Below are 26,075 nucleotides of genomic sequence, written 5' to 3'. Positions count from 1 at the left end.
GGCAACTTCACCCTCTACCGATAGCAACGGGAGATAAATGAATCATAAGAAACCAGCGAATGAGAAATCACTCGCTGGTTTTTTTGTTGGTGGATAGTGCTGTGTGTTTGTTGTTGGGGATTGAGTTGATTATTAGTACTTTAAAAAATATTTATAAATTTTTTAAAGTAAAACTTGCTTTATTCAAAAGAAAATGATACCTTTGCCACAATTAACGAAACACAAACGAAAAAATTACTTTTTATGGATAAGTATTCTTTTTTGAATGCCGCAAGTACGGCTTTCTTTGGTGATTTGTACGACAAATATTTAGAAAATCCCGATGCCATAGAGCCTAGCTGGCGTGCCTTTTTTCAGGGTTTTGATTTTGGTCAGGAGCAATACGGCTCTTCAATAGAAGAAGCGGTACCCGTAATGGTTCAGCAAGTGGTAAACAATGACGCTGCAGCCACATCAGGACTTTCAGAAAAAGTAAAAAAAGAATTTGGAGTACTGAACCTTATCAATGCCTATCGCACTTATGGGCATTTGCACGCACAAATTAGCCCTTTGAGTGAAAGGGAATCCTTATTACCAAGCTTATCGCTTGAGAATTTTGGGCTATCCTCTAATGATTTGGCTATAGTATTTGATGCTGCCAGCGAGATAGGTTTACCCCCTTCACCGCTCAGTACTATTGTAAATACACTTAAAGCTACTTACTGCCAATCAGTGGGTGTAGAATATCAGTATATACGCGATGAACAAGTGCGCAAATGGTTTGACAAGCGTTTGCAGCAGCACAATAATACAACGCAACTTAGCAAAGAGCAGAAATTACACCTACTAAAAAAACTAAATGAAGCTACTTCGTTTGAAAACTTTTTGCATACTAAATACGTAGGGCAAAAGCGTTTTTCATTGGAAGGTAATGATTCACTTGTAGCAGGGCTTGACTTTTTGGTAGAAGCTGCAGCCGATAAAGGTGTTACACATTTAGTATTGGGTATGGCGCATCGCGGGCGCTTGAATGTTTTGGCAAACGTATTTGGTAAAAATCCGCAGGATATATTCTCGGAATTTGACGGTAAAGACTACGAAATGGACGATTGGTTTGACGGCGATGTGAAATATCACTTAGGTATTAGCAGCGAGCGCGTTACACAATCAGGTAAAAAAGTAGATATGAATTTAGTGCCCAACCCTTCGCACCTTGAAACTGTAGCTGCAGTAGTGGGGGGGATTATGCGAGCTAAACAAGATCATTATTGCCAAGAGGACAATCGCAAAGGGCTGCCGATTATTATTCACGGTGATGCTGCTGTATCGGGGCAAGGTATAGTGTATGAAACTGTACAAATGTGTGGTTTACCAGGGTTTACTACAGCGGGAACTATTCATATAGTGGTGAATAACCAAGTAGGCTTTACTACTAATTATACCGATTCTCGCTCTTCATTGTATTGTACTGATATTGCTAAAGTGAATGATTCGCCTGTATTGCACGTAAATGCTGATGATGCCGAAGCTGTAGTGCATACATTCTTGTTGGCTTTAGAATATCGTCAGCACTTTGGAAAAGATGTATATATAGACTTGGTAGGCTACCGAAAATACGGTCATAACGAAGGTGATGAGCCTCGTTTTACGCAACCTAAAATGTATAAAACGATAGGCAAGCACGATAATCCACGTAACATATACGCTCAAAAACTTATCGCTGAAGGGGTTGTGAACCAAGCAGCACTTACAGCGATGGAAAATAACTATAAGGCAAAGTTAGACAATGATTTAGAAACTTCGCGTAAAGAGCCGCTTACTGTTATTAAGCCTTTTATGCAAACAGAATGGCAGGGCTTTGAATTGGCAAATCCTGAAACAATGCTTAAAAAGGTAAATACCCAAATAAGCAAAGAAACACTTACCGAAATAGCTACCTTGCTTACTGAACTTCCTGAAGGTAAAAACTTTATGAATAAAGTGAAAAAAGTAGTTGCCGACAGAAAAGAAGGTTTCTTCCAAAATAACCACATCGATTGGGGTATGGCAGAGCTTTTGGCTTATGGTTCGCTTTTGGCAGAAGGTTTTGATGTACGACTAACAGGTGAAGATGTGCAACGAGGTACGTTCTCTCACCGACACGTGGTAGTAAAAACAGATGATACTGAAGAGGCTCACAACTTTTTACATCAATTGAAAAAGAAAGATAGCCTAGCAAAAGGTAACTTCTATATATACAACTCATTGTTATCGGAATATGGGGTATTAGGCTATGAATATGGTTATGCGATGGCGAGCCCTAATACACTTACTATCTGGGAGGCTCAGTTTGGAGACTTTTCTAACGGAGCGCAGATAATGCTTGACCAATATATTTCGTGTGGTGAAGACAAATGGAAAGTACAAGACGGGCTTGTGATGTTGTTACCTCACGGTTATGAAGGACAGGGAGCTGAACACTCATCGGCACGTATTGAGCGTTATTTGCAATTATGTGCTGAAAATAATATGTATGTAACCAACTGTACTACACCTGCAAACTTTTTCCATCTTTTGCGCCGACAGATGATTACTAACTTCCGCAAGCCGCTAGTTGTATTTACGCCTAAGAGCTTGTTGCGCCACCCCCAAGTAATCTCTACAGTAGAGGACTTGGCTACAGGGCAGTTTGAAGAGGTATTAAAAGACCCAGTGGTAGCAGCTGAAAAAGTAAAACGTGTGGTATTTTGTTCGGGACGTTTTTATTACGACCTTTATGCTGAACGTGAAAAATTAGGCAGAGAAGATGTAGCATTGGTGCGTATAGAGCAACTTTTCCCATTGCCTGTGGCACAGTTACAAGAAGTGATAGCACTTTATGCAAATGCTACAGAGTATATATGGGCACAAGAAGAACCTAAAAATATGGGTGCTTATGGCTATATGCTTATGAATTTTGATTTAGTGAAATGGCGTTATGTAGGTACACCTGCTTATGCAGCACCAGCTTCGGGTAGCCACACACGCGATCGCAAACGACACAATGCAGTGATAGCAAAAGTATTTGAATAGGATAAACTAACAACTAAATAATAAAGAAAGACTATGTTGGAAATGAAAGTTCCCTCACCAGGTGAGTCGATTACAGAAGTAGAAATAGCTCGTTGGTTAGTACAAACGGGTGATTATGTAGAAAAAGACCAAGCGATAGCAGAGGTAGATTCTGATAAAGCTACTCTTGAGCTACCAGCTGAAGCTGCAGGAGTTATTACATTACAAGCTGAAGAAGGCGAAGCTGTAAAAGTAGGGCAAGTAGTATGCTTGATAGATACAGCGGCACCTAAACCCGCAGGAGGTAGTGCCCCAGCTGCAGCTGCACCAGCCCCAGCTCCTGCTCCTGTAGCAGCTCCGGCACCTGCTCCAGCCCCAGTAGCAGCACCTGCTCCGGCACCAGCACCTGCTCCAGCAGGAGGACATCCAAGTCCTGCGGCACGTAAGATATTGGAAGAACGAGAAATTCCAGCATCATCAGTAGTGGGTAGTGGCAAAGGAGGTCGTATTACTAAAAATGATGCTGTTATAGCATCAAAACCTTCAATGGGTACTCCTACAGGAGGCGCAAGAGCCGAAGTACGCTCTAAAATGAGTATGTTGCGCCGCAAAGTAGCAGAGCGTTTGGTAAGTGCTAAAAATGAAACAGCAATGCTTACTACTTTTAACGAGGTGGATATGACTGCTATTTATGCACTTAGAGCACAATACAAAGATGCTTTTAAAGCTAAACACAATGTGAGTCTTGGCTTTATGTCATTCTTTACGCTAGCTGTAGTGCGTGCTTTAAAACTCTTCCCCGATGTAAATTCAATGATTGATGGGCAAGAAAAGGTTACTTATCAGTATTACGATATTTCAATAGCGGTATCGGGACCTAAAGGTTTGATGGTGCCTGTAATACGCAATGCCGAAAACTTGTCATTCAGAGGTGTAGAAGCTGAAGTAAAACGCTTAGCACTACGTGCCCGTGACGGACAAATTACGGTAGATGAGATGACGGGAGGTACTTTTACCATTACTAATGGAGGTGTATTTGGTTCTATGCTTTCTACCCCTATTATCAACCCACCTCAATCAGGTATTTTGGGAATGCACAATATTGTAGATCGTGCGATAGTGCGTGATGGCAAAATAGTTGTGGCGCCTGTAATGTATGTAGCGCTTTCATATGATCACCGCATTATAGATGGTCGCGAATCAGTAGGATTCTTGGTAGCTGTAAAAGAAGCTTTAGAAAACCCTGTAGAACTACTGATGAATGGCAATCCTGCTCAAGCTTTAGAGTTGTAGGATAATTTTACTTATATACTTTGCCAAAGGTTATCGCCGATGTACGACCTTTGGCAAAGTTTTATTGCCCGTGCGGTTCGTACCTTTTCTAAAGTTGATTACAAAATTTCTCCTTTATTTTTAATAGTAAATAACAAATATAGAAAGAAAAATATCATAAAAAATAAAGTGTTATTTTTCAATATAAGTATTTGTACTACAATGAATTATTCTGTGATTATCATTAATAATTCAAGTAATAAGAGAAAAAATATTTTGTTATTCAAAAAAAAATATGTACTTTTGCGCTCGCTATTGATAAAATAGAGAGATAATTATTATTTTAATAAGATTTTAAAGATTTACAAGCAATGAAAAGAACATTTCAACCTTCTAAGAGAAAAAGAAGAAATAAACACGGTTTCAGAGAGCGTATGGCGACTGCCAATGGTAGAAAAGTATTAGCACGCCGCAGAGCAAAGGGGCGCAAAAAGCTAACAGTTTCATCAGAACCACGACATAAAAAATAAACCTTTTTTTTAAGGTAATAGAATAAGTAACAGATAAAGAGTATAGAAGGTATTTTGCTCATTATCTGTTACTTGTTGCTTAATATACTATACAATGAAGATTACATTTCTTGGTACGGGAACTTCGCAGGGGGTACCTGTGATAGGCAGTAATCACCCTGTGAGTAGGAGTACTAATACAAAGGACAAGCGCTTGCGCACTTCGGCACTTATCAGCTGGGGCAACACTAATATAGCGATTGATTGCAGTCCTGATTTTAGGCAACAGATGTTACGCAATGATGTGAAACATTTGGAGGCAATTTTATTTACTCACGAACACGCAGACCATACGGCAGGCTTAGACGACATACGTCCTTTTGTTTATTATCAAGGTGATATGCCTATTTATGGATTGAAACGTGTGATAAATGAATTGAGAACACGTTTTGCTTATATATTTGCTACTGAAAATAGGTATGAGGGTGCGCCCTCAGTAATTGTTAATGAGGTATCTACAGCACCGTTTGAGTTGCAAGGTAAGACGATTGTTCCCATTGCGGTACAACACGGAAAACTTCCTATATTGGGTTATCGGATTGAGAATTTAGCTTATATTACAGATGCTAAATATATAGCTGATAGTGAGCTTGAGAAGCTAAAGGGCTTAGATGTGTTGGTACTGAATTGTTTGCGTGATGAGATGCACCCTACACATCTTAATTTGACAGAAGCACTTGCTATTATAGCTGTATTAAAACCTAAACGCACCTATTTTACGCATATTAGTCAGACATTTGGGTTTCACGATGAAGTACAACGCAGGCTGCCTGAAAATGTGTATTTAGCCTATGACGATTTGGTGGTAGAGTGTTAATGTTTAGTTAATTATTATGTAGTTATATCAAAAAGCAGTAACTTTGCGGCGGATTAAATTACATTGAAAATGAGAAAAATTACTTTTCTGATGCTAATGCTTGCATTGGTAACAGCTTGCAAAAGTGGGCAAAGTACAAGCTCAATGACCGCAAAGCCTAAAGAAACTAACATTGCTAATAAGGCAATTAAAGGTGAATGGACTTTGAAGTCTATCACATACAGCGAAAAAGGTAAATTTGAAGTTACCTTACTAAATGATACTTCAAAAGAATGTTTTGAAGGTAGCACTTGGAAGTTTGTGCCTAATAACAATCGTGGACATTATACAATTAATGCTTCAGATTGTTCAACAGGGCAAAGGAACTTTGTTTTCTTTGTACAGGAAGTAGATAAATCTACTGGCTATTACGATTTTATGTTGAAGCCTACAAATGAGAAGTATGAATCGAGCAGTAATCAAGGGTTACGCATTCACTTAGCGAGCCTATCGGAAGATACTATGGTGTGGGAACAAACAGTAAGATTGGATGGGAAACCTTTTGTTATCACAATGAATTTTGTAAAATAATTAATTTATAGAAGAAATGAAGAGAATTGCAGTTTTAGTAATGTCAGCAGCCATATTATTGGTGAGCTGCGAGGCTTATAACAATACTAACAAGGCACAACGTGGTGCAGTAATAGGAGCTGCGGGTGGTGCGCTTTTAGGAGCTATATTGGGTAACAATGTAGGTAGCGGGCAAAATAGTGAGCTTGGTGCTGTACTTGGTACAGTAGTGGGTGGTGCTGCAGGAGCTGTTATTGGTAACCAAATGGACAAACAAGCTAAAAAGATAGAAGAAGAGATACCTGGAGCTGAAGTAAAACGAGTAGACGATGGTATTGTGGTTACATTTGATGAAAATAGTGGTGTGTATTTTGCTACAGCTAAGCACGATATTAATGCTAAATCAAAAGAAACTCTTGATAAATTGGTAGCAATTTTAAAAGAATACCCTGAAACTAATGTACTTGTAGCAGGTTATACAGATAGCGTAGGTAAAGACCAATACAACTTAGGTCTTTCACAACGCCGTGCACAAGCTGTTACTAATTACTTTACAAGTGCAGGCTTGGCAGCGAGCCGCTTTACTACTAAATGGTATGGTAAGGCAAACCCTGTGGCTGATAACGCTACTCCTGAAGGTCGTGCTAAAAACCGCCGTGTGAACGTAGTAATCGTTCCTAATGAGAAGATGAAAGCTGATGCTGAAAAAGAAGCAGCTAATAAATAAATTGCTTTGTTTGAATAGATAAAGCGTTGGAGCAATAGGCTCTGACGCTTTATTTTTGTCTTAATAAGATGTTATATAATAAGAAATATGCAGATATTTAAATTTGGAGGTGCTTCAGTAAAAGATGCTGCTGGAGTGCGTAATGTAGCTAAAATATTAGAAACTGTAGGCTATGCCCATACGCTCATCGTTATTTCGGCAATGGGAAAGACTACTAATGCCTTGGAGCTCGTAGTAAACAATTATTTTAAAGACCAAGAAAAACTTGCAGAAAGCATTGCGGTAGTAAAAGACTTTCACTACCATATTATCCGTGAGCTCTTTACTGATGAAAACCACCCCGTATATTGGAAAGTAGATGGGCTATTTGCTGAACTCACCTCGTTTTTAGAACGCAATAAATCGCCGAAACACAGTTTTGTATACGATCAGGTGATATGTTTTGGGGAGTTGATTTCTACTACTATTATTAGTCAGTATTTAAATGATAACGGCATAAAGAATACTTGGATAGATGTGCGTAACCTCGTAAAGACCGATAGTAACTATCGCGATGCAGCTATTAACTGGGATGAAACACAGACTAACATCACTACACACATCAATAAATCACTATTGAATATCACGCAAGGCTTTTTGGGTAGCGATGCTAACTTCTTTACAACTACTTTAGGACGTGAAGGTTCGGACTATACTGCTGCTATTTTTGCCTATTGCTTAGATGCTGAAAGCGTAACTATTTGGAAAGATGTTCCTGGTGTGCTCAATGCCGACCCTCGTTATTTTCAGGATACGCAGCTATTGCATAAAATCCCCTATAGCGAAGCCATAGAGTTGGCTTTTTATGGGGCTTCGGTAATTCACCCTAAAACCTTACAACCCTTACAGCAAAAAGAAATTCCCCTTTATGTACGTTCTTTTGTAAACCCTACAGCTGAGGGAAGTGCAGTGTGTAATGTCCCTGAATTAGACCCCAAAGTACCTTGTTTTATACTCAAGCAGCAGCAAGTGTTGTTATCGTTATCTTCACGTGATTTTTCATTTATAATGGAAGAAGGTATTAGCTATATATTCAACAGCTTGCATAAAGCTCAAATGAAAGTAAGTGTGATACAAAATACAGCTATTAGCTTTTCGGTGTGTGTAGATAACAAGTTCGATACCCTCCCGATGCTCTTAGAGCTTTTAGAAGAACGTTTTAAGGTATCAGTAACCGAAAATGTAACCCTATTTACTATTAGACACGCTACAGAAGCTGCTGTAAATAAAGTAATAGACCAAAAAGAAGTACTTTTGCAGCAAGTAGCTGCCAATACTGTACAAGTAGTAGTGAGATAATAAAAAGGGCTGTCCGAAAAGTTTTGTTTTGTGAGGGCGATTTGCAAATCGCCCCTACAATGTGAATAAACATCCCGCTACCGGTGGTGCAATCATACTTTTTAAGACTTTTCGGACAGCCTCTTATTATAAGTTATTTCTTCCAATTTTTCAATATTTCGGCAGGAACACCTCCTTTGTGTAGCATAATAGCTGTAGTTTTAAACTGTACAAATGCTTTAGTAACGTACAAATACCCCTGATAGTCATTGCGAGTGCCCCAAGAGTTTTTAACAATGTAGTACTCACGATTGTTTTGGTCTTTTGCCAGTCCTACAATGTGCATAGCGTGGTCATCAGTAGTTTGGTAGTTATCAAAATCACGCTGACGCATTTCGGGTGTTATCGTTAACTCATCGGTAGGAGGGTTGGAAAAAAGGCTTATACTTTCCTCATATGACATTGTATTCACATCTTTTTCAGGAACAAAAGCCACTCCGTTTTGCCAACTAAAATAACGTTCACTCACATCAGAAGCCCACGCTACTGTATACCCTTTTTGGAGTGCATTATCTATCGTCTTAGTAATATCTGTCATAGCGATATTATAGGCGTGGTCGTAGCTCCAGTTATCAGGGACAGCCATAAAAACGTTCTTGTAAAGAGGCTGGTCGTTATATGAAACCATCTCTATATAATCATCGGGGTTGATACCTACGCGTTCTTTAGCAAATGATAGGGGAGTGTATTTTTTACCTTCGTAGGTAAAGCTTTCAGGAGCAGCACCCAAGTAAGCATCTATTGTTGCCGTAAAAGCTGTGAGCCAATTGGGCGTAAGTTTTTTTACCTTTTCACGTTTTACCAATCCTTCTAAGAAGCCTTTTAATATGGGGTGCAATTCTGAAAAGTCGTTTCGATTAGAGCCGTATTGCAGTCCTGAATACACCTGTTGTGGCACTGCTCCATATTTGGCGTAACTATTGATAACATCGTGCAGTTCGCCTCCTTGCCCATAGTCTAAATATCCGTGCATACGCACATATTGTTTTGCTTTTTCTATATAGATATTGCGAGCGGTAAAAATTTCCGCAAGGTCTATAGGCTTTTTACCCATACGAATCATTTCGCTTTCAAGAAAAGAAGCACCTGCATAGCTCCAGCAAGTACCGCTACTGCCTTGGTCTTTCACGTCTGAGCGTTCCAAGTTGATAACCGTAGTAAATTTAAAGCCAGCGTTGTTAGAGCGGTTAGCAGCTACTGCATTGATCAGGTCATCTTGAGCTGAAACACTGAAGCTAAGCGCAGCAAAAGCCGCAAAAAGAGTTAATTTTTTCATTCAAAAAAATGGTTTAAAAGTTTGTTGGGGCAAAGATACAAAATAATGTTTAATTATCAATCATTAATGATAAATCCAGACTGAAGAGCACAACCAAGCCTATCTAAAAACTATCCGATCACATCTATTTTACCGAACCTTAAGCGAAGGATAAATACAACTTTGTGACACTTCTAAAATTTGCCTAAAAGTTATACTACACATACCAACCGTTAATTATAGTTTGTGATTTTAACAATATTTTAACTTCACTTAATTACTTAATAATAAGCTATTTACAAAATGAAAACCTGAAAACAGAGACAATAAGTTGCTAAATGTTTTTTTAAAAAGAAAATTATTTCTACTTTTGTGGCATTAATTGTATGGGTAAATAATGTGTGGAATAATTTACTACATAACTTTAGTATATTAGCAATGAAAAAGTTTCTAACAGCAATTACATTCTTATGGTTTACTGCGGCAGCTCTTGCCCAGTGTATAAATGTGCAGATAACCCCCATAAAAGGGAACTGCCATAACGACAACCAAATAAAGGTAGTAGCCAAAGCGATGCTTATAAATGGGCAACAGCCTTCTATATGCCAAGCTACGCCCTCTAGTGGTAAATTTACCGTAGAGATTGAGGGGGATGGTGCAAGTGGTATTTATAGGATGAGCCCCAGCCCAGTGGCAAATATTAACGCTTCAGCAGAATATACTTTTTACAATCTTTTTATTGGGAAGTATAAAATTACGGTACGTGATGAGGTGACAGGTACGTTTGAAGAACGTGAAGTAGACACTGAATCTAACTACCAGCTTATGAACTTTAGCAATATGGAGGCGATAGCGCCTACTTGTAATGAACCTAACACAGGAGGGATACGTTTTCGTATTCCCTCAGGTGGTATAGGGCCTTTTGTGGTGAGTATACTGGATATGAACCGCAATGTGATAGTGCCTGCACAAGAGTTTGCACGCCCTACCGGTAGCAATTATATAGAAGTGCGCGGTGATAATGCTCACCCACTACCTGTGAATAAACAGTTTATCTTGCAAGTGCACGACAAAACTAATACAGGCAACCCCAATTGTGGGGAAACACGCCGTTTTCCCAGCTTGCAAATACCTGCTTCAGCCATTTATAACGTTAACTGTATAGGTATTAAAACTTATGAACGTAGACTCAATAAAAGAAGTGATAATTGTAACTATGGACAGCTTACAATGTACCTGATAAGACCAGAGGATGGAAAGTCATTGGGCTATAAAATAGACGATGAAACTTCATTGAATGACTTTTTTAAGCGTCCTGGTACAGCTGTTATAAAATTTTTAAACTCATCTAAGCCCACAGTAGATTTTTCATCAAGTTTTTACGCTTATGTACGTCACGATGAATATGATAATCCTAATTATGCCTATTATGCTGCTACGGGTTTGAATATAGCTCCTGGTGACGAGGTGGAAATTACCATTAAAGGACCTAAAAATACGATTAAGGAGCGTATAAAATTTGACAATCAGATTATTCCAGCACCTACGCTTTCTATTAATAATCATTCTCAAAATTATACTCATTATAGTGTTAATAATTGTGCAGTAGTTTCCTCTACAACAAAATATTTAAGAGTTTATAGTGGCAATAATAGTGCAAAATATAACGTTCCTTATTCAGACCTTAATACGGGTGAAAGTCGAGTTTTTAAGTGGGTTGAAGGCTGGCTGATTGGTTATAGCAACTTTACTTTACAGCGGAAAGTAGGGAGCAATTGGGTAGATGAACCTAATTATGATACTCCTTCTGTAGCAGGGGCTACCTATCGCTATATTTATAAAACAACTCCTTCTGGCTGTAACCCTTTGGTTTCGCCAGAAATGGTAATAGATTATCCAGCACATAGTCATAATACTATTCCTACTATCAATCATATAGATAAGGTGTGGGATTATATGAAAATAGGCTACGGGGTTATGGAAGGGACAGGAGCTATCAATATAGATCATTGGAATGCTTATCCTGCTTTTCCTATACAATATAAGATAATGCCTGCCGATGGCTCTACCACTATTACATATCAAGGGTATCCAGGGTTTTATGAAACCCAAACCCGTACCATCTCTTTTCCTATCATTTTCGATTCGGATAAAAACCCTGCAACAGGAGGAAAATCTTGGTATTATCACGGTGGTAGAACTCGTATGACAGTAACTAGTTTGCCAGCGGGGAACTATATTATAGTAGCAAGTGATGCTTGCGGGCGTACTTCTACTCGTACGGTAAGTTTGCCAGCTACCCATTACAATCCTAAATTTGAAATCAAAAGAGATTGTGAGGTAGGGAAAGCTATCTTCCATATGGGAAGTGCCGTTTATAGTGATACATATATTCGCCATCAACTGCAAAAGAAACGCGAAGACCAATGGGGCAATGTACATTGGGATAATGTGAATGGAGCTTTAGTTACAGGATTTAAAGGAGAGTTTCCTAACCTATTACCAGGTGATTATCGTATAACAGGTAGTGGTTATTACTATAATGCATTTTATAATGGTAGTACCTTGCCAGATGCAACAGACCACGCAGAACCTAGAAGCTATTGGAGTAGTTATACTTATTATAAACACTTTACGATAAAGCCATTGGAGAAATTAAAGCCAGTGGTGAATCCTATTGTTTGTAACGAAAATGCCAATACGGGTATGGTAGCGGTAGACGTTACAGGGCAGGAGGTATTCTTCCCGTTGGAGTTTTACCTCTATCGTCTTAGTACAGCAACGGCTACTACAGGTACGCTGGTGCAAAGCGTTACTTTCCAAGAAAGTGATAATAAATATCACTATTTGTTTGATAACTTAACTTCAGGTTATTATAGGGTAGTAGTTTCGCATCGTTGTAACGATTCGCCAGCAACCAATTTTAATTTGGATATAGATGCGGCTTTTGACCCATTCTTGGTGATGGATAGACCTGTACCTTTCTGTAAAGGCAACGAAGCGCGTATCAAATTAGGGGTATCCGACAAAATATTTAACATCAACTGGTACCGCTTGGATAGCAATGGCAATAAGAATCCATCTACGCCTATTAAGACAGGACAGTCGTTCTGGGAGCCAATCCAAGAGACGACTTCATATTTGGCAGAATATAGTTTGAATCCGAGCTTGGGCTGTACTAATAATAGAGTATATACCAAGTCGGCAACTATCGTGATGCCTCCAGAAGACGAGCCTCCGTTCTTTAAGCAGCCTTGTCCTGATGATATAGAAGTAACTGTAGATGCGGGGCAATGCCGTAAGGCGGTGATGTGGCGTGTGCCCACAGGCTACCCAACTTGTCACGGAGCGGTAACAGTACACGGTTCGCATAACCCAGGGGATAGCTTCCCTATAGGTACTACTAGTGTAACCTATATATTACGCGACCCAGCTGGTTTGACAAACACTTGTACTTTCAATGTGATTGTAAAATCGAATGCGTTGAAACTCAAAACAGAGCAACGCTATACCGATTTGGCCGGTAACACTATTACCGAATTGCAGGCTAACCAGCAATTTATATATGAGTTGCGTTATAAAAACGATGGAGCTGATGCTATCAATCAGGCAACTATTGAGGTAAAACTACCTGATAGTACAACCTTATTTACTGATGGTAATCCGAACCTTACAGGAACAGGCGATAACAACTGGCAGAACCCTTACCCTATAATGACGTATAGTGCTGCTAATAAAACCTATAAGTTTGAAATAGGAGCAGAGACTTCGCCAGGGGGCACACGTTATCAATCTACTTTGAAGTTGGGTGACCCAGAGCGTGTGATAAAAATACCGCTTAAAACACAGGCAGACTGTGAGACCTTATTTGGCCCTTGTGCTAACTACCTACAAACACAGCTGAAAGTTACCTACCGAGGTGGGGCAGCAGGCTGTGTGGGTGCAGAACTTGTAACTACAGGTACACTTACAGCAACAGTAAATACATCGGGTTGTGAGCGTCAGGAGATGTCTTGTGGAACTGGACAGATAACCTTCAGGGCAATAGAGGGCTTTACTACTTATCAGTGGTATAACAGCAGTGGTATTATTTACGGGCAAAATGCATCTACTTATATAGCGCCAGGTCCTGGTATTTACAGGGTAGTGAAGACGGTATCTTGTTATGGAGAAAACCTTACAGTTACCGAGACGATTAATTACCAAACGATAACCGATACTACCGACCCGATACGAGCGCAAGCGAATAATATAGGGGTAGTATGTCCTAACACAGGTGATTGGACAAGTCAGTTTTACTTGTGTAATGGCAATAGTAAGGTATTACGAGTAAATTACCGCAATACGCCATTTGAGTGGCAAGCGTGGAATGTATCTTGCAACTCACAGGCAGCGGGCTTGCAAGCAGGCTGTAGAGTAACTGATGATAACTGCTGGAGCACCATAGAGCAAGGCAGCACCTTTACTATTACCGATGAAGGGCTTTACAGAGTGAAGTTATTGAACTCAGGATGCGGACAAAGTTTCTATTTCCAAGTGATAAAGAACGGCTTGGGCGGTTCGTTTAGTGACCCACAAGCCCACACCGATTATGAATTGGGTTCAGTAAAACACGAGTTCAATTCGAGTGGGGTAAGCTATAACGTGGTTATCTATAAAGATGGGGTACATTTGCGCACCGATATAGTTACTAAGACAGAAGGTAGGATAGAGAATTTGCCATCGGGTAACTACAATGTACAGGTGAGCTCGCCACAGATAGCGGGCTGTACGTTATCGTCTAACTTTACGATAGATAGAGTAGTGGGAATGCACGCAACGGCAACGTTTAATGGCTTTAAGAGCGGCTATTGCAACACAGCGAAGCTGAACTTAAAGGCAGAAGGAGGTCAGCCTACTTATAAGTTCTACGTGTGGAAGATAGACGGTGTACAACAATACCCAGACTATGCTACCGCCCTAAATGATACCCCTATAGCATTGCAATTGGCCTCACAAGGTACCACAGGGGTGGATGTAGAAGTGCCGAATGTTACACAAATAGGAGAATACGAGTTTATCGCTTTTGATAGTACCAACGGACGCAAAGCCTTTAGCAATAAAGTAACGATATCGCCACCAGCGCAACACACATTTGATTTGACGGTAACAGAAGAAATCAGTTGTGCGGCGCAACCTAATAGTGGAGTTATTAATATGAGCTTTGGGCCAGGCAGTCAGAATTTGAATCGTACAATAAAGTTGTTCCAATTGAAGAAAGACGGCACACGTAGCAGTACGAGTGAGTTTAGGTCGAGTCCAGCGGGGTTATTTACTAGTTTGCCAGCAGGCACTTATGAGATAGAGATGACCTCGAAGATAGCGGGCAATACTTGTAAATACATCAAAAAGCCAGTGGTGATATTAGCGCCACAATCACCTTTGCGAGGTTATGCAGGAGTGGTAGCGGATCGCTCTTGTGATACACAAAACAACCAGTATAAGGTAGCTATCAATAACGTATCGGGCGGTAAAGCACCTTATAAATATAGTTTTGATGGAGAGAATACTTATGTGAATGAGAATGTAGGTTTTGTGAGTGCATCGGGCAATGTATATGTAAAAGATGATAAAGATTGTAAGCTTACCTTATCGGTGACCACTGAGATGACCGAGATACCAACGATAACGTTAAGTCCGGTATCGTATCGTTGTGATAATGGCTACGGAGCAGTAACCATTACGATAAGTGCCAACAGCTCGCAAACCTATGAATATATATTGGATGGCAGTGCGACAATTACCCTAAGCGGCGATAAGATTTTCCGTACTTTATCACCAGGGGTACATAGCTTTACACTATTCTATCGTCCGAGTGATTCACAAACAACGCCTAATGTATTGTTTGAAGAAGATTTTGGTACCCTTGATAGCAATGACTGTTTAGGAACAAATACAGGCTTGGTATGTAACAACAGCGGCACGAACTTATTAGATGGTCAGCACGTGGTTACCCAGCAAGCGCCAGCAATGACCGGATGGACAGTGCCCACCAGCACAGGACGTTATTTAGCGATAGCAGGTAACGGAGCGGGCGAAGTAGTTTATAAGCGTAAATTATCGGGAGTAACGATGAATACACCACTTACGGTGAGTGTAGATGCGATTAATATGCTTACCGGCGGCGGGGTACAACCAAGGATGAGTGTAGCCTTGTGCCGAGTGAGCGATGGAGTAGCGTTGCGCACCAAACAGTTGGGCTTTGTAACTAATAGTTGGCAAAACTTAAGTGTTACCTTTAACGAGAGTGAAGTAGCAGGCTTTACAGGCAACGAATTAGAATTGCGTTTGCTTACTAGCAGTGGTTCGTCTTATGGTATCAAAGGTAACGACTATGCGATAGACAATATAAAAGTAGAACAGCCTACCAAGTATTGTGAGATGAAGCTTACACAGCTTATCAATATAGCCGCGAATAAAGAAATGCGCGTAGAGAAATACGGAGCAGAGAAGAATGTAAGCTGTATAGATTCACAAGACGGACAAGTGCGTGTGAAAGTAATCAATGCGCCAACAAACCAAGTGAAATACGCAGTAGAATGGACCTATACCACTACAACTACTTGGACACAGACGACTTTGGATGCAGATGGTGTATTTACAGTAACGGGCTTAGAGGTAAATAACAACGGACGCTTGCGCGTACAAAGTGCCGACTATCCTTCTTGTATAACCACCTTGCCATATAGCATAGGGGCACCAGCACCTATAGTGCCTACAGTAACACTAATGGAGCGAGTAACTTGCTTTAGCAATGGCAAGGCGAAGATAAAAGCATCAGCCACAGGAGGTACGGGTAACTATAAATACCAAGTAGGTTTGGTAAACGGCAGCTTGGGTGCAGCGCAACCATCGGCACATACGCCAAATCCTTATGAGATAAGCTCATTGGTACCAGGTACTTATAGTTTGGTAGTGATAGATGAGAACAATTGTAAGACCAGCACAACCTTTGTAATAGCAGATAAGGCAGTGTTGTCAGCTACAGCATCACCAGAGTCGTACTGCTACAATACAGGTTCGGACAAGAAAGTATTGATAGAAGTAACTACCGGTAATGGTAATTACAAAGTGCGTAGAGTAGGGGGTAACAGCTATACGTTTGATGCGGGCGAGTTTTTATATCCTGAAGTATTACAAGCAGGTAGCCATACTTTTGTACTGACTGATGGTTTTGGTTGTATGCAAACCCTTACAACAGAGGTATATGCACCAATGGCATTGGTAGTATCACCTACGGCGCAGCTGTATGCAGCTTGTACAGCGGGTACTCAGCAGTTTGATTTATCGGTAACGGGAGGTATCCCAACAATGGATAAAACATTTAGCTATAGTACAGACGGAGGAGTAACCTTCACTCATATTGCTACGGCTACAACACAAGCTACACTAAATATGGCAGTACCAGCGGGTGAAGAAACTACGGTACAATTTAGAGTAAGCTATAAACCCAATGGTACAGAATGCCGTAGAGAGCGCTTGCTTACAATTAATTACGACCCACCACGTTTCTTGGGTAGCACCTTTACCCTTACTAAGGCGATATGTGGTAATGACAATGGTTCGGTATTGATTACACCGAATGATTACTACGTAGGAACCGCTTCACACAGCTTGGTGGTGAAAGATACCAACGGAGTAGTTCAAACAGTAACGGCAATGGCAGCAGGTAACTATATAGCTTACCTTACTGATGCACGAGGCTGCGTGGCTACGAGAGCCTTTACGATAGATAAAGTAGAACAAGTGAGCGCAACAGTATCTATAACTAAACAGATGGGTTGCCAACCACAAGATAAAGCAGAGTTGACAGTATACTTACGCGGAGGAGGTAAGACACCATACTCGGTGAAGGTACTCAATACGAGCACCAATAGTGAGACTACACAAACATCTATTTCGGATAGTGCAGCTCTGCCATTTGGCAACTTAGAGTACGGCGGATATAATATCAGTATTACCGATGGTAATGGTTGTGAGGTACAATTGCAAACGGTGGTGAACCCAAGCTCAAGTGTGATGAGTATCACTTTCCCAACACCGATGGCTTGCTCACTTAACACCTATGCTGATATTAAGGCAACGAGTACAGGTACCTTTACCTCTACAACGAGGGCTTACTTTGCAGTATACCGTACAGGTATCCAAAATCCACAAGCAGGTTCGACAGCTAATTTTGTACAGACAACAAACCTTGACGGTACAACCACCGATACTTGGTATTTAGGAACGGCTTCGGGAACAGGGGTAGTAGCACGCGTGCCTAACTTGACACCAGGGGTAAATTACACCTTTGTGGCTTACAATATGACCACAGGTTGTCGTTTTGTACAGAATGCTTCGGTAGCGGCACCTACTAGTGCAACGCTTACAGGAACAATACAAGTGAAGAACGTAACCTGTGCCGATGCAAGCAATGGTACCTTTACCTTTACGTTGACAGGAGGTTGGAATCCTATGGCTACCCAAATGGACTGGAAAGTATTAAGAGCTGATAATCACCAACCACCTGCTACCGCAGGAACAATTACAGGTAATTTTGCTTCACCTTGGAATACACCTCGATTTGTGAATGCACAATTGCCAGCAGGTAAGTATTACTTACAAATTACCGAGTATGTGAGTGGGGTAGCATCGTGTGTAAATGCGTTTAATTTTGAGGTAAAACGTTCTCCATTGCAACTCAGAATGAGTACATCGGCGACAAAGAAAGCTACTTGCAACAGGAATGGACAGATGTACTTAGAGATAACAGGGGGTACGGCGACTTACACTTATGGTTATATAGATAGCAATATACCATATACACCAGCAATGGTAGCAGCCGCAATATCGGCAACAACGCAAGCATCTACATATGTAGATATGCCAGAGGGCGTATGGGATGTGTATGTGAGCGACTACTATGGCTGTTTGCAATCGAGCACAGTAACTATTACTAAATATGATACACCTAATGTATCGACAGTAACTACACTAGCTTGTAGAGCTTACAACAATACTAATGGCAAGATACCGGTGCGTATAGACCTTAACCAGATAGGGGAAGGAGCACACTACTACAGCTTGGACGGCAGTGCGAGTGCGCCAGTGAATTGGACAGTTGCTAATCAGTCGTTTGAGGTAGAAGTATCGCCATTAGTAACACACACTATTACCATTACCGATGTGAATGGTTGTAGCACAAGTAAGACCTTTAGTACAACGGCAATCATTACAGCGACAGCTACGGTGATTAAGCTAAAGAGCTGTGCAACGCCTACGGCAGAGGTACGAGTAGATGTATCGGGCGGTACGGGTACTTATACCTACAACTTAGAACGTTTGGACAATGGAACGATAGCTAGTGAAACTCTCACCACAGGAGGACACTTCACAAGCACTACGGGAGGTGTAATAGTATTGGGTACCCCAACACTTACTTTGGCAGCAACGTATCGCATCAGTATTTATGATGCTGAAACTACTGATTGTCCAATAGTGAAAGAGGTAACGGTACAAGACCCTGACCCAATTAATATGAACAATGTAATAGTGAAGCCTTATCACGAAAAATGTAATAAGGGTCTCACCGCTACAGGAACAGGTTCAATAGATATAGCAATGCCATTGGATACAGATAGCTATACCTTTAGTATTACTACGGCTATAGACCTTACTACGGGCAATGCGATATCGGTAACCACTACGCCAGCGGTAGCGGGTACGCACTCGGCAACGTTCAGAGAGTTGCACGGTACGCCACGAGGGGTACGTTACGATATAATGGTTAAAAACAGCACAGGCTGTGTGGCTGGAGTTACTACTATAGTTACATCGCCAGAGATGATTAGCTTTGAAGACGGAGTGATTACCGCTACACAATACTTGTGTGAGAACGGCGGCGCATTATCAGCACCTAAGGTAGTATTTGATGTAACGAAAGTGAAAGGCGGCGTACCGTCATACACCTATGAGTTTGTAGATGCAGCTACGGGAGTGAGTCTTGGTAATGGTAGTGAATACACTTTACCGAACCTTGCAGGAGGTACTTACTACGTGAAGGTGAAAGACGCATCGGGCAGTTGCGAAACTAGCACAGTGAGTGTAACGGTAGTACCGGCATTTGAACTTACAGGGTTAAGTGTAACGACAACAACATCAGCTACTTGTGTGGTAGATGAGGTGATACGCATTACGGTGAGCACTACGGGTTATATTGCAGGTACAGACTTGAAGTATATCGTACAAGGTACAGATAACAGTATAGCAACGATTACCACAGTGGCAAGCACTACAGTAGATATTACTTTAGTGGGCTCTAAGAACCTAAAAGGTAGCAACTATACAGTGGAAGTAGTGAATATGCAGACGGGCTGTAACCTCACAGGGGTACACAAGGTGAAAGACCCTAATACGTTTGCTATAGAATCATCTAATGCTGTGAGAGCGGTATGTAATGACGACTATGGTAGCATTACATTATCGTTGATAGATAAAGACTTGTCTGACGGCGACCAAGCAGCAGCGGGCTTTACTTATACGATAACAGCTGTAAGTGGATTATCAACCACTACCCTAAACGCTACAGTAGCGGGCGGTACAGTAGTAACCATAACAGGACAATTAGTGGGAGGTTCATACGATATAGTAGCGACTTCGTTATCTACAGGTTGTGAGGTAGCAAAACATAGGTTTACAATCCCAGCTAACCCAGCAGCTATAGAGATAGTACGAGCACGCCAAGAAGTATCGGTAGATTGTAATAACCAAAATGCAGTAGCAAAAGTGTACTTAAAAGGAGGAGAAGGTACCTTTACGGTAACACTTACCCCAATAGGAGGAACACCAGGAGCACCGATAGTAAAAGGCGGAGAGCTTGCAACTACCAATGGTATAGCCTTTGACCCGCTTAATGCAGGTAGTTACCAGATTACTTTGGAAGACAGCTTGGGTTGTACACGCTTTACAGGTAGCAATACGGTAGATATAGATCCATATGATGCTATCAATGTAAGCAGTATTACAGTACAAGTAACCTCTATTACTTGTGTAGATGCCAACGATGGTAAGCTGAAAGTAAGCAATGTAACAGGAGGCACAAGACCTTATGCTTATAAGTTAGTACGTTTATCGGCAACAGGTACAGAACTACCATCGATAACAGAGAATGGCAACACTTATACCTTTGAAGGGATAGAGCCAGGTACTTATAGGGTAGATGTGATAGATTCGAAGAGCTGTTCGGTAACTGTGGCAGGCACATATACCTTTGCAGATCCACAACCGCTATCGGCAGATATAGACGAGTCGGCATCGCAGTTCTATACTTGTAAGGGAGAGAACGCAGGTAATGTAACTATCCACAATATAGCGGGCGGTACAGGTACTTACCACATTGATATAGTGCGTGATGATAACGACCAGAAAGTAGCAGGAGTACGAGATTTAACAGGTACAAGCAGCTATAATTTTGCAGACTTGCCACCAATACCTGATACTACTTTCTACCGTGTGGTGATAGAAGATACGAACCATTGTGTAATGACCAAGACGGTAAGCTTTACGGTAGTACAGTTCCCTGACATCACGGTGCGTTATATAGAGCAGGAAGGTACTTGCGAGGCGAATACTAATAACTATAAAGATTATTTAGTAGTGAAGTTCTTAGCTCCAACGGTAGACTTCAGTAAGATAACTTATAGTTTGAATCATTCGGCAACTTCTACTACCTTTGTACGTACGATAGGCAGCAATATAGGTATCATAGAGGCGTATGATAGGGAAACTGTATCACAAACGATAGAGATACAGTATACCACAACGACCCCAATTTTGGGAAGCTGTACGTCTTCAAAGAGCTTTGATGTAGAGTTGCGCGTACCACTTACGCTGACCAATACGACAAGTTCGGCAACAGCTATCAATACGATAGAGGTGAAAGCTGAAGGAGGTAGGACGAATAATCTACACGGTTATACTTACTACTACAATGGTGTAGATAGAGGAGGAGATATGGTTTATACAATCAGTCATAAAGACCCAGAGCGAGTAGAGGCGAATGGATTGCGTATAAAGATAGTGAATGTAGAGGTACGCGATGCGGATGGATGTACGGCAACCTTGACTCTTGAGGTACCATATCACGATATAGAAGTGCCGAACTTCTTCACGCCAGATGGAGATGGTGAGAATGATGAGTGGAAGCCTAAGTATTTGGATAACAACGTGAATGCCCGAATATACATTTTTGACCGCTATGGTAGGCGAATTGCTAACCTTGCACCGGGCGAAGGCTGGGACGGAACGTATGAAGGCTTGCGAATGCCATCGGGAGATTATTGGTATATAATAGAGATCAATGATGAGCTGTATGACAAGCGCCAATTCTACGGTAACTTCACTCTTTATAGGTAGAAACATTATTGTAACATACATTTTACACACTTTGGCAAAGGTTATAGGAATCGCCCTATAACCTTTGCCAAAGTTTTTTTTCTAAAAATAGTTTCTATTATAAAAAACTTTTGTACCTTTGAGGCGTGAAAAGAAAACAAAAGAAAGTGATATGATATATATAGAACTACTCATAGTATTACTTGCTATCTTTGTAGGAGCCCGAGTAGGAGGCATAGGCTTAGGTATCTTTGGAATGATGGGCTTGGGCGTGTTAGTATTCGGTTTTGGGCTGAAACCAGGCAATCCACCTATAGATGTGATGCTCATTATTGTAGCTGTAATAACAGCAGCATCTACCTTGCAGGCTGCAGGAGGATTGGACTACTTGGTGAAAGTAGCTGAAAAAATTCTGCGAAAAAATCCTGCTATGATTACCTTTTTAGCCCCTGTTGTATGCTATTTCTTTACTCTATTTTCGGGGACAGGACATATTGCGTATTCACTATTGCCTATTATATCTGAAATAGCTACCGATAGCAAGGTGCGTCCGGAGCGTCCGCTGTCTATTTCGGTGATAGCCTCACAACAAGCCATTACAGCGAGCCCCATATCGGCAGCAACAGCCGCATTGCTTTCGGCAGAGCTTTTAGGCGATAAAGGGATTACTTTGGGCAGTATACTGATGGTTTGTATTCCAGCTACTCTTATAGGTGTAATTGCAGGGGCTATAGCTGTAAGTTTTATAGGTGTGCCCTTAGAAAAAGACCCTGAATATCTGCGCCGCTTGCGTGAAGGACTCTTTGACAACAAACAACACAATGAAGCTACCGCTACTGAGGAAGATAAAAACGCTAAAGTATCGGTTATTATATTCTTGTTAGGGGTACTTTCAATCGTGCTTTTCGGTTCTATAGATAGTTTGCGTCCCTCCTTTGGTGTAGATGCCAATGGAGTAGTTACCAGACTATCGATGACTCAAACTATTGAAATAGTAATGATGACTACTGCAGGGCTAATGCTAATGTTTACCAATACGAATATTACTAAAGCTGTTAAAGGAAGCGTTTTTATAGCGGGTATGCAAGCTGTAATTGCTATTTTTGGTATAGCGTGGATGGGTGATACTTTTTTCAATGGTAATATAGATTTTTTTAAAAGCCATATAGAGCATATAGTTATGCAATATCCATTTTTGTTTGCTGTAGCACTATTTGTGATGTCTATATTTTTATTTAGCCAAGCAGCTACTGTGCGCACCCTATATCCTTTGGGCATTGCCTTAGGAATATCCCCTTTAGCCTTAGTAGCGATGTTCCCAGCAGTGAATGGTTATTTTTTTATACCCAATTACCCCACTGTAGTAGCGGCTATCAATTTTGACCGTACGGGTACTACTCGCATAGGGCGTTATGTACTGAACCATTCCTTTCAATTACCAGGGTTTATAGCTACAATTGTGGCTATAGTTGTAGGTTTTGTACTTATTAGTATACTTTTTTGATTTGAAAAACTGTTTAAAACTATTTATATAATGAAAGTGATTAAGAAAATTGCGCTGGTATTATTAGTGATGATGTCAGTAGCTGCCTTTGGGCAAAAAAAGCCAAGAATACGTATTTTGGCTACAGGGGGTACCATTGCGGGAGTGAGTAGATCGGCTACCGAAAGTAATTACAAACCGGGTGAGTTGGGCGTGTATGAACTTATAGATGCTGTGCCTCAAATAAAAGACATCGCTGATGTGAGTGCTGAACAGATTGTGAAAATAGGCTCACAAGATATGAATGATGAGGTGTGGCTTACACTGGCAAAACGCATCAACCAGCTACTTACCAAAGAAAAATACGATGGCATTGTGATTACTCACGGTACAGATACGATGGAAGAAACGGCTTATTTTCTAAACCTTACCGTACATAGCAAAAAGCCTGTAGTGATGGTAGGTGCGATGCGCCCTGCTAATAGTATGAGTGCTGATGGTGCTCTAAACCTTTACAATGCAGTAGCTGTAGCAGCTGATAAAAATGCTATGGCACGTGGCGTATTGGTATGTATGAATGATGTGGTAATAGGAGCTAAAGATGTTATTAAAACTAACACTACTGCCGTAGAAACTTTTCAAGCAGCTAATTATGGCAATTTAGCCTACATTCACAACGGAAAAGCTTATTTCAATAGAACACCAGAAGAAAAACACACTTATCAGTCTATCTTCAATGTAGATAATTTGAAAGAACTGCCTAAAGTAGGGATTGTATACAGCTATGCCAATGCTTCTGAACTGCCAATGCAGGCTTTTATTGACGCTAAATACGATGGAATAGTACACGCAGGGGTAGGTAATGGTAATTTTTACAAAGCTAACTTTGATTTGGCAGTAAAAGCACGTAAAGAAGGCATACAAATAGTACGTTCATCACGTGTGCCTACGGGGGCAACTACTACTGATGCTGAAGTAGATGACAGCGAATACGAATTTATAGCTTCGCAAACGCTCAATCCTCAAAAAGCGCGCGTACTATTGATGTTGGCACTTACCAAAACAAAAGATTGGAAAGCAATACAGAAGTATTTTGATGAGTACTAAGATTTTAGTCTTTAGTCTTTAGTCTTTAGTCTTTAGTCGCTAGTCGTTAGATTGCAGCAAATGATAAAAAGCTAATCATAAATGATAAAAGGCTGATGATAAATGGTTACAATAACTACTAATTAATACGATATGAGAAAAGTTTTATTGGCAGTAGTCTTTAGTCACTAGTCGTTAGATTGCGGCAAAAGGCAAATGACTAATGATAAATGGCTACAATAACTACTAATTAATACGATATGAGAAAAGTTTTATTGGCAGTGAGCCTCCTAGTGGGGGGTGCTGCATTGGCGCAACAAGATTTGCAGGAGCAAATCCACCAATTGAAAATGGAGGTAGAGCAGCTCCGTATGGCTACATTACCGTCCCCACCTCCATCGGATATGCAGCCTCCTGCTGAAGGACAAAGTCCGCTGCACAAGAAATTTAATATGTACTTTAACTTCCAGTCGAGTTTTGATGCTGAAAAGGCGCAAGGTACAGATATGACCACCCGATTCAGGGGGAGACAACTACGCTTAGAGGTGCGTGGCGACCTTACAGACCGTATCTTCTACCGTTTTCGTCATAGACTCAACAAAAGTAATGTAGCTTTGAGCTTAGACAACCTTGCCGATGCTACTGATATGATGTATGCAGGTTTCCGCTTGAATGAAAAATGGTCGGTTACAGCGGGTAAACTATGCCAAATGTGGGGAGGTTTTGAATATGACCTAAACCCAATGAATATCTATGAATATTCTGATTTCCTAAATAATATGGATAACTTTATGGTGGGCGCAATGGTTGCTTATACGCCTAACCCTAATCACGAATTTATATTGCAGGTTACTGATGTGCGCAATCGTGAGCTTAAGGATATTTATGCGGGTATAGCTTCTACAACTATTACAGCTGCTAACTCGCCTTTGGCTTATATAGCGAACTGGAATGGTAATTTCTTTGATGGTGTATTGCAAACTCGCTGGGGTGCTGGGGTACAAACAGAAGCTAATGGCTATAACAACACTTTGGTAATGTTGGGTACTAAGCTGAACTTGAGTAAGTTTCAAATATTTGTAGATTATATGATGTCTAACGATGAACTTGATAGGTTGCGTTATACCCCATTGAGTGGATCGCAAATAGTGAAGAATGCTCGCTATAATTCGGTAGTAACTAAAGCAGAGTTTCAGCCTAACCCTAAATGGAATTTGTTTGTAAAAGGTATGTATGAAACTGCCGAATCATCATTGGTAAATAATAAACTCACAAGTTTAGGTTATTATGCTGGGGTAGAATATTTGCCTTTTGCAACTGAAGATTTGCGTTTCTTCTTGGCATACATAGGCAGAAGTAGAAAAGTAGAAACCCTCACCTCTGTAGCTACTAACCGCGTGAGTGTGGGCTTGATGTATCGTATAAAAGCGTTTTAAAAATTAGCAAATTTGGAAATTAGCAAATTTGGAAATTAGCAAATGAATAAGGCTGCTCAAGATAAATGGGCAGCCTTATTT

General features: G+C 40.7%; 12 protein-coding genes. 11 read left to right on the top strand and 1 reads right to left on the bottom strand.

What is annotated here, in order from left to right; genetic code table 11:
- Positions 1 to 243 precede the first annotated feature (243 nt).
- From J4N46_RS12230 to J4N46_RS12200, 7 genes are all read left to right on the top strand, one after another.
- On the top strand, positions 244 to 3,030 hold the full coding sequence (locus tag J4N46_RS12230) for a 2-oxoglutarate dehydrogenase E1 component (RefSeq protein ID WP_208059516.1): 2,787 nt from the start codon (positions 244 to 246) through the stop codon (positions 3,028 to 3,030).
- A gap of 33 nt (positions 3,031 to 3,063) precedes the next feature.
- On the top strand, positions 3,064 to 4,302 hold the full coding sequence (odhB, locus tag J4N46_RS12225) for a 2-oxoglutarate dehydrogenase complex dihydrolipoyllysine-residue succinyltransferase (RefSeq protein WP_208059515.1): 1,239 nt from the start codon (positions 3,064 to 3,066) through the stop codon (positions 4,300 to 4,302).
- Positions 4,303 to 4,652: 350 nt separating this feature from the next.
- On the top strand, positions 4,653 to 4,811 hold the full coding sequence (gene rpmH / locus J4N46_RS12220; RefSeq protein ID WP_002669412.1) for a 50S ribosomal protein L34: 159 nt from the start codon (positions 4,653 to 4,655) through the stop codon (positions 4,809 to 4,811).
- Positions 4,812 to 4,905: 94 nt separating this feature from the next.
- Entirely contained in the window at positions 4,906 to 5,667 is a 762-nt protein-coding gene (locus J4N46_RS12215) for an MBL fold metallo-hydrolase (RefSeq protein ID WP_208059514.1), read from the top strand.
- Positions 5,668 to 5,736: 69 nt separating this feature from the next.
- The gene (locus tag J4N46_RS12210) at positions 5,737 to 6,237 is read left to right on the top strand and encodes a lipocalin family protein (RefSeq protein ID WP_009415514.1); all 501 of its coding nucleotides are present in this window, start codon (positions 5,737 to 5,739) and stop codon (positions 6,235 to 6,237) included.
- Positions 6,238 to 6,253: 16 nt separating this feature from the next.
- Complete coding sequence (locus J4N46_RS12205; protein WP_208059513.1) at positions 6,254 to 6,943, top strand: OmpA family protein; 690 nt, start codon at positions 6,254 to 6,256, stop codon at positions 6,941 to 6,943.
- An 87-nt stretch (positions 6,944 to 7,030) separates the two neighbouring features.
- Positions 7,031 to 8,281, top strand: a complete 1,251-nt coding sequence (locus J4N46_RS12200) for an aspartate kinase (RefSeq protein ID WP_208059512.1) — start codon at positions 7,031 to 7,033, stop codon at positions 8,279 to 8,281.
- 133 nt (positions 8,282 to 8,414) lie between these two features.
- Here the strand turns inward: J4N46_RS12200 and J4N46_RS12195 are convergent, their stop codons facing one another.
- Entirely contained in the window at positions 8,415 to 9,596 is a 1,182-nt protein-coding gene (locus tag J4N46_RS12195; protein ID WP_208059511.1) for a C1 family peptidase, read from the bottom strand.
- A gap of 417 nt (positions 9,597 to 10,013) precedes the next feature.
- Between J4N46_RS12195 and J4N46_RS12190 the strand changes: the two genes are divergently transcribed.
- The 4 genes from J4N46_RS12190 (at position 10,014) to J4N46_RS12175 (ending at position 25,994) form a co-directional block, all read left to right on the top strand.
- Complete coding sequence (locus J4N46_RS12190) at positions 10,014 to 22,010, top strand: T9SS type B sorting domain-containing protein (RefSeq protein ID WP_236013981.1); 11,997 nt, start codon at positions 10,014 to 10,016, stop codon at positions 22,008 to 22,010.
- 151 nt (positions 22,011 to 22,161) lie between these two features.
- The gene (locus J4N46_RS12185) at positions 22,162 to 23,493 is read left to right on the top strand and encodes an anaerobic C4-dicarboxylate transporter family protein (protein WP_208059509.1); all 1,332 of its coding nucleotides are present in this window, start codon (positions 22,162 to 22,164) and stop codon (positions 23,491 to 23,493) included.
- Between the two features lie 27 nt (positions 23,494 to 23,520).
- Positions 23,521 to 24,579: an L-asparaginase 2 gene (gene ansB / locus J4N46_RS12180; RefSeq protein ID WP_208059517.1), complete on the top strand. Its 1,059-nt coding sequence runs from the start codon at positions 23,521 to 23,523 to the stop codon at positions 24,577 to 24,579.
- Positions 24,580 to 24,818: 239 nt separating this feature from the next.
- Entirely contained in the window at positions 24,819 to 25,994 is a 1,176-nt protein-coding gene (locus J4N46_RS12175) for a porin (protein ID WP_208059508.1), read from the top strand.
- Positions 25,995 to 26,075 lie beyond the last annotated feature (81 nt).

Origin of the sequence: Capnocytophaga bilenii, assembly GCF_017565765.1 — a bacterium.
GTDB classification, from domain to species: Bacteria; Bacteroidota; Bacteroidia; order Flavobacteriales; family Flavobacteriaceae; genus Capnocytophaga; species Capnocytophaga bilenii.
The sequence above is the reverse complement of the archived record's forward strand: the minus strand, read 5'-3'. Positions and strand labels throughout refer to the sequence as shown.

Coding starts and splice junctions, on each gene's coding strand:
- J4N46_RS12230 (WP_208059516.1), top strand. CDS start 244: ATGGATAAGTATTCTTTTTTGAATGCCGCAAGTACGGCTTTCTTTGGT.
- odhB (WP_208059515.1), top strand. CDS start 3,064: ATGTTGGAAATGAAAGTTCCCTCACCAGGTGAGTCGATTACAGAAGTA.
- rpmH (WP_002669412.1), top strand. CDS start 4,653: ATGAAAAGAACATTTCAACCTTCTAAGAGAAAAAGAAGAAATAAACAC.
- J4N46_RS12215 (WP_208059514.1), top strand. CDS start 4,906: ATGAAGATTACATTTCTTGGTACGGGAACTTCGCAGGGGGTACCTGTG.
- J4N46_RS12210 (WP_009415514.1), top strand. CDS start 5,737: ATGAGAAAAATTACTTTTCTGATGCTAATGCTTGCATTGGTAACAGCT.
- J4N46_RS12205 (WP_208059513.1), top strand. CDS start 6,254: ATGAAGAGAATTGCAGTTTTAGTAATGTCAGCAGCCATATTATTGGTG.
- J4N46_RS12200 (WP_208059512.1), top strand. CDS start 7,031: ATGCAGATATTTAAATTTGGAGGTGCTTCAGTAAAAGATGCTGCTGGA.
- J4N46_RS12195 (WP_208059511.1), bottom strand. CDS start 9,596: ATGAAAAAATTAACTCTTTTTGCGGCTTTTGCTGCGCTTAGCTTCAGT.
- J4N46_RS12190 (WP_236013981.1), top strand. CDS start 10,014: ATGAAAAAGTTTCTAACAGCAATTACATTCTTATGGTTTACTGCGGCA.
- J4N46_RS12185 (WP_208059509.1), top strand. CDS start 22,162: ATGATATATATAGAACTACTCATAGTATTACTTGCTATCTTTGTAGGA.
- J4N46_RS12175 (WP_208059508.1), top strand. CDS start 24,819: ATGAGAAAAGTTTTATTGGCAGTGAGCCTCCTAGTGGGGGGTGCTGCA.